16 protein-coding genes are annotated in these 12672 nt (G+C 39.9%); 6 read left to right on the forward strand and 10 right to left on the reverse strand.

Translation table 11 applies throughout. The annotated features are described in order from the left end of the window. Positions 1-109 precede the first annotated feature (109 nt). Entirely contained in the window at positions 110-952 is an 843-nt protein-coding gene (locus UYC_RS0111405) for an HAD hydrolase family protein (RefSeq protein ID WP_016878854.1), read from the forward strand. 155 nt (positions 953-1107) lie between these two features. Beyond that, the gene (locus UYC_RS0111415) at positions 1108-1746 is read left to right on the forward strand and encodes a Uma2 family endonuclease (protein WP_016878852.1); all 639 of its coding nucleotides are present in this window, start codon (positions 1108-1110) and stop codon (positions 1744-1746) included. A gap of 43 nt (positions 1747-1789) precedes the next feature. On the opposite strand, the gene UYC_RS0111420 is transcribed toward UYC_RS0111415, so the two are convergent. From UYC_RS0111420 to UYC_RS0111430, 3 genes are all read right to left on the reverse strand, one after another. Further along, on the reverse strand, positions 1790-2179 hold the full coding sequence (locus tag UYC_RS0111420; RefSeq protein WP_016878851.1) for a type II toxin-antitoxin system VapC family toxin: 390 nt from the start codon (positions 2177-2179) through the stop codon (positions 1790-1792). A gap of 56 nt (positions 2180-2235) precedes the next feature. Continuing rightward, positions 2236-2508, reverse strand: a complete 273-nt coding sequence (locus UYC_RS0111425; protein ID WP_016878850.1) for a DUF2281 domain-containing protein — start codon at positions 2506-2508, stop codon at positions 2236-2238. Positions 2509-2778: 270 nt separating this feature from the next. After that, positions 2779-3945: a pyridoxal phosphate-dependent aminotransferase gene (locus UYC_RS0111430; protein ID WP_026087744.1), complete on the reverse strand. Its 1167-nt coding sequence runs from the start codon at positions 3943-3945 to the stop codon at positions 2779-2781. Between the two features lie 204 nt (positions 3946-4149). On the opposite strand from UYC_RS0111430, the gene UYC_RS38570 reads away from it, so the two are divergent. Continuing rightward, a complete protein-coding gene (locus UYC_RS38570; RefSeq protein ID WP_162139001.1) occupies positions 4150-4317 on the forward strand; it encodes a hypothetical protein in 168 nt (55 codons plus the stop codon). Between the two features lie 79 nt (positions 4318-4396). Here UYC_RS38570 and UYC_RS0111435 read toward each other — a convergent pair whose 3' ends face one another. The 6 genes from UYC_RS0111435 to UYC_RS0111460 form a co-directional block, all read right to left on the reverse strand. After that, on the reverse strand, positions 4397-4879 hold the full coding sequence (locus tag UYC_RS0111435; RefSeq protein ID WP_016878846.1) for a type II toxin-antitoxin system VapC family toxin: 483 nt from the start codon (positions 4877-4879) through the stop codon (positions 4397-4399). Next, on the reverse strand, positions 4876-5127 hold the full coding sequence (locus UYC_RS0111440; RefSeq protein ID WP_016878844.1) for a hypothetical protein: 252 nt from the start codon (positions 5125-5127) through the stop codon (positions 4876-4878). Before UYC_RS0111440 ends, UYC_RS0111435 begins: the two co-directional genes overlap by 4 nt. A 169-nt stretch (positions 5128-5296) precedes the next feature. Further along, a complete protein-coding gene (locus UYC_RS0111445) occupies positions 5297-5605 on the reverse strand; it encodes a type II toxin-antitoxin system RelE/ParE family toxin (RefSeq protein ID WP_016878843.1) in 309 nt (102 codons plus the stop codon). Next, the gene (locus UYC_RS0111450) at positions 5605-5862 is read right to left on the reverse strand and encodes a type II toxin-antitoxin system ParD family antitoxin (RefSeq protein ID WP_016878840.1); all 258 of its coding nucleotides are present in this window, start codon (positions 5860-5862) and stop codon (positions 5605-5607) included. Before UYC_RS0111450 ends, UYC_RS0111445 begins: the two co-directional genes overlap by 1 nt. Before the next feature lie 407 nt (positions 5863-6269). Beyond that, on the reverse strand, positions 6270-7352 hold the full coding sequence (locus UYC_RS0111455) for a class I fructose-bisphosphate aldolase (RefSeq protein WP_016878837.1): 1083 nt from the start codon (positions 7350-7352) through the stop codon (positions 6270-6272). Between the two features lie 90 nt (positions 7353-7442). Then, positions 7443-7649 (reverse strand): hypothetical protein, encoded by a 207-nt coding sequence (locus tag UYC_RS0111460; RefSeq protein WP_026087789.1) that lies wholly within the window; start codon positions 7647-7649, stop codon positions 7443-7445. A 140-nt stretch (positions 7650-7789) separates the two neighbouring features. Here UYC_RS0111460 and UYC_RS0111465 point away from each other — a divergent pair, with 140 nt between their 5' ends. Beyond that, positions 7790-8548: a helix-turn-helix domain-containing protein gene (locus UYC_RS0111465; protein WP_016878834.1), complete on the forward strand. Its 759-nt coding sequence runs from the start codon at positions 7790-7792 to the stop codon at positions 8546-8548. Between the two features lie 69 nt (positions 8549-8617). Here UYC_RS0111465 and gatA read toward each other — a convergent pair whose 3' ends face one another. Then, positions 8618-10075, reverse strand: coding sequence for an Asp-tRNA(Asn)/Glu-tRNA(Gln) amidotransferase subunit GatA (gatA, locus tag UYC_RS0111470; protein WP_016878833.1), 1458 nt, complete (start codon positions 10073-10075; stop codon positions 8618-8620). Between the two features lie 277 nt (positions 10076-10352). Between gatA and UYC_RS0111475 the strand changes: the two genes are divergently transcribed. After that, positions 10353-11702 carry a trans-splicing intein-formed DNA polymerase III subunit alpha C-terminal partner DnaE-C gene (locus tag UYC_RS0111475; RefSeq protein WP_016878832.1) on the forward strand — a complete coding sequence of 450 codons (1350 nt, stop codon included), beginning with the start codon at positions 10353-10355 and terminating at the stop codon, positions 11700-11702. Positions 11703-12021: 319 nt separating this feature from the next. Then, positions 12022-12567 carry a hypothetical protein gene (locus UYC_RS0111480; RefSeq protein ID WP_016878830.1) on the forward strand — a complete coding sequence of 182 codons (546 nt, stop codon included), beginning with the start codon at positions 12022-12024 and terminating at the stop codon, positions 12565-12567. Positions 12568-12672: the final 105 nt, after the last annotated feature.

Consider the following 12672-nt stretch of genomic DNA (forward strand, 5'->3'; position numbering starts at 1 on the left):
CGTAACCTACCAGAGAAGAAAAGGGGATAGGTGATAGGGAAAGAAAATTTCATTCTTTAATTGGAATTAAGTTATAATTCTTCTCTCAACCAGTGTCCCCGATGAGTTTATGAACACTGTCTATGTTTCAGATTTAGACGGTACATTACTGGGAAACAATGCAATTCTTTCTTCGTTCAGCAAGAAAGTCCTTCACGAACTCTTGCATAAAGGACTACAGTTTACTGTAGCCAGCGCGCGTAGCGTTGTTTCTATGCAAGTGATGCTGAAGGGTTTAAATCTTCGTCTCCCGGTGATCGAATTTAATGGTGCTTTTATTTCTGATTTGGATTCTGGCAGACATGAAATTATTAATTCTATATGTCCTGATGTAGTTGAAAGTATCTACAAACTTATTCTTGAGTTCGGCTGTGTTCCGTTTGTATCTAGTTTTAATGGTACAGAAGACTGTGCCTATTATAAAGATGTAATCAACGATGGTATGCGTTGGTATCTCAGCGATCGCCTAACAAACAAAGACAGAAGATGGCGAGCAATTGAAGATTTGACGCATTCTTTTTGCGAGCAAATTGTTTGTCTAACGGTAATTGGTTACGCACAGCAACTGCTCGAACTTCAAGGTGCGATTATTCAAAGACATGGAAATAGCACAGAGACACACTTGATCGAGAACCAATACTCTCCAGGGTGGTACTGGTTAACAATTCATGACTGCAAAGCTACTAAAGACCAAGCTATTCGGACTCTGGTAGATAATTATGGGTTAGGGGAAAGTGAGATTATAGTCTTTGGAGATCAAATTAATGACATCAAAATGTTCAAAATAGCTGATCGTGCTATTGCGGTTGCTAACGCAGATGCTGAACTTCAGCGTTATGCGACATTGGTAATTGGCTCTAACACAGAAGATAGCGTTGTTAAATACATTCGCCAAGATTGGTTAAAAATATGAATTAGGTGTTTCCAATACTCTGAAAATAGGCATCAATTTAATGCAATGTTAATGTAGAAGTTGTTCGGCTTGGTGCCCAGCAGAGTGCGTAACAGGGAGTCATCAAAACACAGCCAACCTTTTGGTGTAGCCGGAGTTTCTAAAGGCAGGCGAATATGCATACTGTAATTACACCTGAAAAAATCGAGCTGCAACCTGGCACAGTCGTAAGGATGTTGGGAACTTGGCAAGACTATCAACTACTGAGTCAGCAACTTGGCGATCGCTGCTCGCCTCGCATTAAATATCGATCTGGAGAGATTTTGCTAATGGCACCGCTACCAGAACATGGAAGAGATGCGAGCTTGCTGGGATTGATAGTAACAGCTTTACTTGACCACTTAAACCGCAGATACGATTCATTTACGCCCATCACCATGAGCTTGCCAGAAGTCAGTGGCATTGAGCCTGACTATTGCTTTTACATTGAAAATTGGAAATCCGTAGTAGGTAAAAGCCGTATCGACTGGCTCAACGATCCTCCACCCGATTTAGTAATTGAGATAGATGTTACTAGCTATACCGATATTAATGACTATCTCCCTTATCAAGTGCCAGAGGTTTGGCTATTAAAAAATAAGCAGCTATTAGTTTATAGATTACAGGGTGAAAATTACGCAATTACAGAAAGCAGCTATTTTCCCAACGTCAAAGAAATTGTGCAGCAATGCTTGCAAATTGCAAACGAGCAAACAACAAGTGAGGCGATTAAGTGGTTAAGAAGCTTTTTGCATGGAAGTTATCTTGCTCCTTAGCGATATTACAGTTTCAGCAATTTTTCCATTACTAAAACCAAGCCTAAACCCAACTTTCCAAAGTAAATTTTAGTACTTGTCGCATTCGCTCAAAATCACTATCACATGAAACGACAATCAAAGAGTGACGTAAAGCTGTTGCCGCTATCCAAAGGTCATTTTCACTAATGCCAATAGTATTTAGTTTAGTTGTTTTACGTTTACTTTTTTTTTTCGGGCCAAATTGCTTGAGAATTTCTGATTTCAAATCACCGTAAATTTCTGTTGTTTCTTTGTCGATTCCATATAGGTTAATTCGTCGCAAAAACGCATTTATTTTAATTAAATTAGCAGCTTTTTGCTCAGAATTTTGTGCCATAAAGCGTAATTCCCCAGCAACAATGACACTAGTTGCTATTGGTACTTGACCAAGTGAACGCAAATGATTGGCCACATTAGGCACACCTTAAATCAAGAAGGAACAGTGATTAGTGTCAAGAAGATACATACTTAAAATTCTAGTGGCATACGACTAGAATGAACTAATTGCAGACATTCTCTAATATCTGAACCTTCCCAACTTCCTATAAATTCTAATAAATCTTGGGCAGTGGAACCTGTTAGAGTATGCTCTACTATCAGTGTTTGCTCTGGTTGTTTATTTGTAGGTATGTCGAGTTGTTGATGTTTGGCTTGCAAAAACTGAACAAAGTCTAAAATTTCCTGTAATAGCGGTTCAGGTAATTTTTCTAGTTCTTGAGTAATCTGTTCTTTAATTGTCATTGTTCCTCTATATTTATATTATTGCCAAGCCAGAAATAGCCTTATTAATTTTATTTATCAATCAAATTGTTGCTTGTCTAGCAACAGCCCAAGTTGTTAGGACATCAACAGATGATAAAACTTAGACACCAAAAGTCTTTTAACCCTGTCACCTGTCATAAATAATCTCTTCACTAACTTGCAGAAACTAAGTTCACAAATACTAATAGTAACAGTGGGCTAAGACTTGCGCCCAACCCACCCTACAGGTAAATTAAACTTGATTCTTACCTAAATCCGCGACTTTACAAACTTCTCTAACCTATCCATCCCCTTTTCAATTGTGGCTAAATCGGTTGCGTAGGAGAGGCGAATGTTGTTATCAGCACCAAAAGCTATACCAGGAATTACTGCTACTTGCTGTTCTCCCAATAAGGCATCACTAAAATCTAGGGATTTTAGTCCAGTTTTGCTGATATCGGGAAACAAATAAAACGCGCCGTCTGGTTGGGGACAACTCAATCCGGGTATAGCATTGAGTCTTTCTAGCATCACCTGGCGGCGTTTAGCGAAAGCTTGGCGCATTTCTTCGACACAGTCTTGGGAATCTTCTAAAGCCGCGATCGCACCATATTGAGCAAAGGTGCATACATTAGAAGTACTGTGGCTTTGGATGGTAATTGTAGCTTTAATCATATCAATCGGCCCTGCTAAATAACCAATTCGCCATCCCGTCATTGAGTAAGCTTTGGCAAAACCATTGCTAATAATAGTGCGAGCAAAAATTTCGTCTCCTAAGGAACCAATAGTCACGTGTTTTGCGCCGTCATAGAGAATCTTTTCGTAAATCTCATCAGAGACAACAAAGATATCTGCTTCTACTACTACTTCTGCCAGCGCCTTAATTTCTTCTGGCGTGTACACCATACCCGTAGGATTAGACGGCGAGTTGAGGATAAATAACTTTGTCTTGGGAGTAATTGACTTTCGCAATTGTTCAGGAGTAATTTTATACTCTGTAGAGGCATCTGTAGGAACAATTACAGAAGTTCCACCTGCTAGCGTTACCATTTCCGGGTAGCTTAACCAATAGGGAGCAGGGATAATTACTTCATCTCCTGGTTCAATTGCTGCCAGCATCAAATTGAACAGAGAATGTTTGCCGCCATTAGTAATAATGACATTTTCTGCTTTATAATTTAGACCATTATCGGTTCTTAGTTTTTTGGCGATCGCTTCTCTTAGTTTTGGTTCTCCAGAAGCTGGCCCGTATTTTGTTTTTCCTTCCTGTAAAGCCTTTTCGGCTGCGGCTTTGATGTGCGCTGGAGTGTCAAAATCTGGTTCGCCAGCGCTAAAACTACAAACATCAATTCCTTCTGCCTTCATTGCCTTAGCTTTCGCTGCGATGGCTAAGGTAATAGAAGGTGTCACTTGACTTACTCTTCCTGCCAGCTTCATCGTCTCTAAAATGATCCGTAAATTAGGTGTAAAATACATTCAGCCAAGGGAATAAAATCCCTATGAGCGATTGAAGTAGAACACTTCTTGCAATAAAATTCTCAACTATTCCAGAATATCTCAGAATCTCGATCGAGAATTCCACCTCTTGTCATGATTTCCTGAATTAGGGGATATCACCCCTCATCCGATTTCACCTGGAAAATGCTAGAGAAGATAGAGCGTCTCAACAAACTCAGTCAAATCTGCTTCATCCCATTAACCCCTGCAACGATGCGAAAAGCAGCAGAACTGTGGGCATGGGTGCGAAACCAAGGAAACCGACTGCAAGCAATAACAAGCTTTTCGCTTCTGTTATGGCGTAACTTCTAGATAACACTGCAACGTTCCCAAGCCACTGTCAAAGCGATCGCTGTAGTGCTTTTGCGTTATTTGTGGGCGATCGCCTCAATTATCTCCCATTAGGAATTAAAACTTTGAGCACTGAAACTGACTCCACCTCCATCTCACCCACCACCAAAACCCTCAACTCCGTCACCCGCTTCAAAGTTATATCATTAGTTAAAAACGCCTCACAACCAGCCATTAAAGCCGCCGCCACCTGCAACGCATCGAGTAACTGAAGGTTATAACGCACCCGAATTCTCGCAGCTTCTCGCGCAATAGCAACATGAATTTCCACAAAAACTACTTGTTCTTGTTGCAATACATCGACAAAAGCCTGCTCTAAATCCACTAACCCCAGACGGATAGCACCCACCAAACACTCTGATAACGTTATCCCAGATGCTACTGCTGTAATGTCAGTTTCTAAGCGATCAAAAATTGGATCGACTAAATCCACAAACTGCGGATTGCGTTCTACAAAATAAATTACGGGTGCTGTATCGAGAAATAAGCGAGAAACTCCAGCTAAGGCATCACTAATCCTCATTCCTCTCCTTGCAACAACCGTTCTCGATGCTCATCTGCTTCTCGTCGAGTTCGCGAAACCCATTCCTGAGCATCTTCACTTAATAACGGATAGGGTGCCATACCCTTCAAATCGCTCCACTTGTGTTTTGGTTGCGCTTGAGTAAGATGTTTCTTCACAAGCTCCACCAAATACCCCATTACCGTCAATTGCTCCTCTGGAGTCAGTTGCTCAATCTCACTTAAAATTTTTTCAAGTGACAGACTCATCAACCTAACCCTTATTAACTGCTGTAAATTTTAGCGTCTCTACTCTTGAATATATCCCATCCTTCCTCTGGCGTGACTTCCAGATTACACTACAACGTCCCCAAGTCGTCGCTGCCAGGCGATCGCTGTAGTGCTTTTGGGTTGTTTGTGGGCGATCGTCTCAATTATCTTATTCATCATCTTCTGAATCTTCAAAAAGGCTTTGGATGTCTCTTGCTCCATGCAGAACACGAATGACTTCTATCCCTTGGTTGATGGAACTGTAGAAAATTAAATAATTCCCTACTGGAAAACTCCGCAGATTTGGCACTAAGGAGTCACGTCTTCTTCCCATACCTGGATTTGATGCCAGTATTTTGAGTTGGTTTTCTATTTTTTGTAGAAATCGATCTGCTTTTTCAAAGCTGTCATTAGCAATAAAATTCCAAATCTCCAATAAATCAGCTTCTGCAAGCGGCTTTTTGAGAATAATCGGCATTATGGAGATTCTAACTCCTGCCGTTGTTGTTTTGCCTTGGCGATAATTTCATCCATGTTTAGAGGTGTAGAGTTTCCGCTCTCAATCCCAAGCTGAATCTCCCGACGCAACTCTGCTAGGCGTATTTCTTTCAAAGCATCCTGTTCTTTAAGAAGCCGTAAACTTTCCCGTATAACTTCACTAGCAGAAGTATACATACCGCTTTCAACTTTAGATTGCACCCACTTTTCCAATTCGGGTGTTAGAGAAACGTTCATATGTTACCTCTTGATAGGCTAATACCAATAATTTTAGCGACAATAACAAAAAATATCCAAATTTGTTATTGCTGTTGTTTGAAAAAAGCCCAAGTCAGTTCTGATGTGAATCAGTCTCTAAGGGCTTTGTTAGATTTCATAAATAGAAGGATATTTATTCAATGTAAAAGAAGATAAAATTTTCTATCAAATATGTGGTCAATCTTCCCGAATATACCAAAGTTTTGATTACCAAGATTTTGAAAAATTAATCTCTATCATCTATTGATACCTTTTGTTCGTCTCTACCCTTATGGGAAGCTGCCCATGCGGATATCTATGTGTCTTTTGTGGTTATTTTTTTTCTAATGTTTAGGGAAACATCTGCTTAAATTCAAGGAGGGTTTTACCCTCCTCAAAAATCCAATCTAAGCAATAGTTACATCTTTTGACAGATAAACATCTTGGATGGCATTGAATAGCCTGACACCTTCCTCAAACGGACGTTGGAAAGTCTTACGCCCAGAAATTAACCCTGTACCACCAGCACGTTTGTTAATCACTGCGGTGCGAACTGCTTCGGCAAAGTCATTTTTACCAGAAGCGCCACCAGAATTAATCAAGCCTGCACGTCCACAGTAACAATTCAACACCTGGTAGCGAGTCAAATCGATGGGGTGATCGGTTGTCAAATCTGAGTAAACCCGTTTGTCGGTTTTACCGTAACTCTTGCCTGTTGCTTTGGCTATTGCGTCATAACCATTATTGTTTTCTGGCAGTTTTTGTTTAATGATGTCAGCTTCTATTGTCACACCTAAATGATTTGCTTGCCCTGTCAAATCGGCGGCAATATGATAGTCTTTGTCTTGTTTAAAAGCGCTGTTACGCAAATAGCACCAAAGAATCGTCACCATCCCCAGTTCATGGGCGCGTTTAAATGCTTGGCTGACTTGTTGAATTTGTCTGGTAGAATTTTCTGAACCAAAGTAAATTGTCGCGCCCACTGCCGCAGCACCCAAATTCCAAGCTTGTTCGACAGAGGCGAACATAATTTGGTCAAATTGATTGGGGTAAGTTAGCAGTTCATTGTGGTTAAGCTTGACGATAAAGGGAATTTTGTGGGCATATTTGCGTGAAACTGCTCCCAACACTCCCAAAGTTGTCGCAACAGCATTACATCCTGCCGCGATCGCTAACTTGATGATATTTTCTGGATCGAAGTAAAGGGGATTGGGTGCAAAAGATGCACCTGCCGAGTGTTCGATACCTTGGTCTACTGGCAAGATGGAAAGATAGCCAGTATTGGCAAGCCTGCCAGTCGAGTAGAGTAGCTGGAGATTGCGTAAAACTTGGGGATTGCGATCGCTGTTGAGCCACACTCGATCTACAAAATCCGAGCCTGGTAAATGTAACAAATCTTTAGGAACTTTTGCCTTGTAGGTTAATAGTTCTTCTGCTTCTTGCCCTAGCAAGGACTCAATGGAATCGGGCACTACTAACGTTGTAGTCATAGCCTTTCCTTTAGCAATTAAAAAACTGTTGCTACTATCAGCAACGCTAATACTATGATGACGCTACTAAAGAATTTGCCAAATCTACTCTCAGGTACAAATCAATACAAGTTCTTTTTGGCAAACCCGTACTTCATTCAGAGAACGAATTTGAGAGGAGATGGAAAAAAGATAAATTGTGGTTGCGGAAAAAAGCAGTATACTGACAGCACAATCACCTAGTGCTGCGATCGCTCTCAACAAAATCAGCAAATTAATTAATAATTGTATTCTATGTTGCAGCTTACTTATCATCATGCCAGTATTTATATATACAATGTATCTCAGCGAAATAAACTAACCTCAGTATTTGACAATTAATAATTTTTATCAAAGAATTTATGTTTATAAAGTTTAACTAAATAAAAATGTAAACTTGTAAATTTTAGGAGATTGCAGTGAATTCCTTCAATGATGCTCAACAAGAGCAACTCAAGGAAATAGGAGCATATTTACGACAGCTACGACTAGAAAAAGGCTTACGTATAGAACAAATCACCGCAAAAACACTGATTCGACAAGTTTTATTAGAAGCTTTGGAAGAAGGGCGATACGAAGATTTGCCCGAACCTGTGTTTGTGCAAGGATTTATCAAGCGCTATGGAGATGCTTTAGGGCTAAATGGTACTGATTTAGCTAAAAATTTTGCTATTAATTTTTTCCTACTCGACTCGGAGAACAAAAATAGTGATGCCAAGCAAAAGTCAAATATAAAAAGCATACATATTCCTCTTGCTGTTCCCTATGCAATCTTGCTAGCCGTTGCTTCCTTTGCACTGTTTATTAAACTTAGTCCCCAGAATTCAGCTGAATCAGTGGCTAAAAGCAAAAATCAATCTAGCGCTGCCATCGAAAAAACAGTGACTAGCTTGCAAACAGGAGCTTCTCGTTCCTCACGAGTATTTCCTGTCGAAGTTACTATTGAACTTCAAGATGATTCGTGGTTGCGAGTCAAGGCAGATGGCAAAACAGCATTTGAGGGAACTTTAAACAAGGGAGAAAGAAAAACCTGGACAGCAAACAAGCATTTGACTATTCTTTCTCAAAATGCTGGAGCTGTATTAGTTTCTGCCAACAACACAGAGCAAAAACCTCTCGGAAATTCAGGTCGTGTAAAACAAGTAACATTTACTCCTGAATCAGTCAATAGTCAATAGTTAGTGGTTAGTAGTGAAAACTAATGACCAATGACTAATGACTATTAACTATAGACTAATGACCAATGACTAAATTTTAGGCTTTTGCAGATGCCATGAAGTTGATTGCTCATAAGCATAAGCCACCTGAAACAGCTGATCTTCTCGCAGTGGTTTACCAATCAGCTGTAAACCAATTGGTAAGCCCTTGTCGTCAAAGCCACACGGCACACTTATACCAGGCAAACCCGCAAGATTGACTGGAATAGTCATTAAGTCAACTAGATACATACTCAAGGGATCGGAGGTTTTTTCTCCTGCTTTAAATGCTGTGGTGGGAGCCGTAGGGCAAGCTAAGACATCAACAAGTTCAAAAGCTTTTTCAAAGTCTTCCTTAATCAGAGTACGTACTTTTTGTGCTTTGAGATAATAGGCATCGTAATAACCAGCAGATAAGGCATAGGTTCCAACCATAATCCGGCGTTTGACTTCTGCGCCAAAACCACCAGCACGAGTACGGGTGTACATTTCCATCAAGTTATCTGCCTCAGAAGCACGATAGCCATATTTCACACCATCGTAACGAGCTAGGTTTGCCGATGCTTCCGAAGGAGCGATGATGTAGTAACTAGGTAAGCCATAGCGGAAGCGGGGACAAGAAATTACGTGAATTTCTGCACCCAAGTCTTGCAATTGCTCTAACGCTTGTTTTATGGCTTGTTCAACTTGAGAGTCTAAACCTTCACCAAAAGTTTCTTGAATAATACCGATTCTCAGTTGTCCTCTCGGTTTGAGATCTGGTTTTAGGCTTGCGGCGTAATTGGGAATTTGAACTTTTAAGCTAGTAGAGTCTTTAGGATCGTATCCGGCGATCGCATTCAATAATATCGCTGCATCTTCTACTGTGCGCCCAAAAGGCCCAATCTGATCTAAAGACGAAGCAAACGCCACCAAACCATAACGAGAAACCAATCCATAAGTCGGTTTCATCCCCACTACACCACAAAAAGATGCTGGTTGGCGAATCGAACCGCCAGTATCAGAACCAAGGGATACAACACATTCTTCTGCTGCTACTGCTGCTGCTGAACCGCCAGAAGAACCACCCGGAACCCTTGATGTATCCCAAGGATTGCCCGTCATCCCAAAGGCGGAAGTTTCTGTAGAACCGCCCATGGCAAACTCATCTAAATTGGTTTTGCCAACTATCACCGCATCAGCTTCTAGCAGTTTTTGCGTTACCGTTGATTCATAAGGCGGTACAAAATTTTCTAAGATGCGAGAAGCGCAGGTGGTGCGAATTCCTTTAGTACATATATTGTCTTTAATGCCAATCGGAATTCCTGCAAGGGTGCCAATTTCTTCTCCAGCGGCGATTTTGGCATCCACAGCACGCGCTTGTTCTAATGCCCGTTCAGCAGTCACGCACAAAAAACTGTGTAATTTCGGCTCTAGGGCTTGAATACGCTCTAAAGCTTCTTGAGTAATTTCCACCGCAGAACGTTCTTTGTTTACTAGCTGTTTGTGCAACTCGCGAATGGATGCCATGATTGCTTCCTTATATGACTCAAGTCCTTGATTTTAGTACAGTTTGTCAGTTTCTGCTCAATTGGTTTTAGCCGCACCTACAGTTTTGCGTGAAGGCGGCTCACACTCTTGCTAATATGGATTGCACACCAAGCAAGTTTGTAAACTAAATTTATTTTACAAAGCTATTAGTTTACCCTACGGGATTTAACACCTATTTGTGCCTTTGTCTGAACAACTACAAAAAAGCTGATTTACGAACTGTTTATAAATTTTATAAATTTTATCGGTTGAGAACATGGTTAAAATAATTGCTAAAAAATCACTTGGTACGCAGAACGTATATGACATCGGAGTGGAACGCGACCATAATTTCGTCATTAAAAATGGTTTGGTAGCTTCCAATTGCTTCAACAAATCACATTCTACAGCTTACGGTTATGTAACATACCAAACCGCCTATTTAAAAGCCAATTATCCGTTAGAGTACATGGCGGCGCTGTTGACAGCTAACTGTGACGACACAGATAAGGTGCAAAAATACATTGCCACCTGTACGAATATGGGAATTCAAATCGATCCGCCAGATATTAACCGTTCTGGTGTCGATTTTACTCCTTTGGGTGGCAAGATTGTATTTGGACTATCGGCTGTGCGGAACGTTGGACAAAATGCGATCGCCTCAATTTTAGAAGCAAGAGAAACTACTGGCGAGTTTAAATCCTTGGCTGATTTTTGCGATCGCATAGATTTGGCTGCTGTAAACCGCCGCACTTTACAGTCGTTGATTTATTGTGGAGCCTTTGACAAACTTGACGCCAACCGTAATCAGCTCATCCACGATTTGGATTTAGTATACGATTGGGCGCAATCCCGTGCTAGAGATAGAGCGACTGGACAAGGAAACCTTTTTGATTTGTTGGGTGGTGGATTTTCTAGTAAGAATAATACGCCGCAAAATAGCTTTGATAGTGCGCCCAAAGCTAAATCTGTTCCTGATTTTCCTCCTCAAGAAAAATTGCGGATGGAAAAAGAACTTTTGGGATTTTATGTATCAGATCATCCTCTTAAATCTATACGTAAATCTGCAAAAATTTTGGCTCCAATTAACCTTTCCCAACTAGGTGAACAACAGGAAGATACAACTTTGTGTGCAGTTGTGATTCTCAATAATGTGAAAAAAGTAATCACAAAAAAAGGCGATCCAATGGCCATTTTGCAAATAGAAGATTTAACTGCACAATCAGAAGCCGTAGTCTTTCCAAAAAACTATGAACGCGTTAATTTGCTTCTACAAGTTGATGCGAGATTAATAATTTGGGGTAAAGTAGATCGGCGAGACGAACAAACTCAATTTATTGTTGAAGATGCCGAACCAGTCGAAACAGTACAAATGGTAATGGTAGAGTTCAATCCTCAACAAGCAGCCACAATTGAAGAACAACATCGCCTGCGAACTATTTTGCAAGAACAGTCAGGAGAAAAAGAAAAAGCAAAAGTACCTGTAATCGGAGTTGTACAAGCTGGAAACTCACGTCGCCTTGTTCGTTTTGGGCGGCAATTTTGGGTGCAAAATTCTATCAGCACAGTTCAGGCTTTACAAAATGCTCAATTTACAGCTCGTGTACAACCGCTTGTAAATGACTGATTTTGATCAGACAGAATTCAGAAGCCAGAAGCCAGAATATTCTGAATTCTGAATTCTTTTAAAGTGCTAATTAATACTTTGTTTGTTAAATGGCAATTAGCAAATTTATCTTTTGTGTATGTTTTTTTTCCGTAAAACATACTAATTAAACAGTGTTTTAACATTTTTTTAATTATTGCACCTCAGTAATAGTTACTAAGTATTTTTAGATAAGCTGGTTTTTTTGGTTACTTCTGCGGTGGGAGTCTTCATGGAGGAAATGTTATTTTTTTATGCCATGAGGATAAATGCAGTAACCAGAACAAGAGGCAAATACTTAATGACTGCAGATGCGCTAGGTCAATTTGTGGCATACTGCAAAAAAATTCAACCTCAAACTCAACAAGACATTAAAAAGTTTTTTGAGGGGGTTGTTGGGTTTCCTTATGACAAGGAACTTTTATTGCAAGCATATTTATTTTTAAATATCACAGACCTATTTCCGACCTGCGCTGAATTGCTGTTATTTGAAAAGTCTCCAATTGCCGATTATACAGATTTGGGAAAGTGTGATTTTGTCTATCTCACATCTTACAAAAAATTGTTTTTAATAGAAACTAAATTTATTGATACTGAAGCAACAGGAGCAACAGAAAGAAAAAGAAGAAATAAACACAGGAATAAGGTTTTTGAACAGGTGATAACTTTAAAAAGTCGATTTAGCGAATATTGGGATATCAAATTGGAGGAATTAGAGTGTGGAGTATTTACAACAGATCCAGAAATTGATTGGCGAGGGAATGGTGTAAATGTCGTGACGAAATCAGTATCTATTGAAAAACTAGAAAAATGGCGACAAAATTACAATTACATGAACAATATATGAGGTAAAAATAACTTAGAGATGGGTACTAGGTATTAGGGATTGATGATTGGGCAATTAAATTTTGGATTTTGATGAAAAGCCATTTTGAATTGGAATTTAATCTAA

It is taken from the genome of Chlorogloeopsis fritschii PCC 6912, from assembly GCF_000317285.1.
Lineage (GTDB): Bacteria > Cyanobacteriota > Cyanobacteriia > Cyanobacteriales > Nostocaceae > Chlorogloeopsis > Chlorogloeopsis fritschii.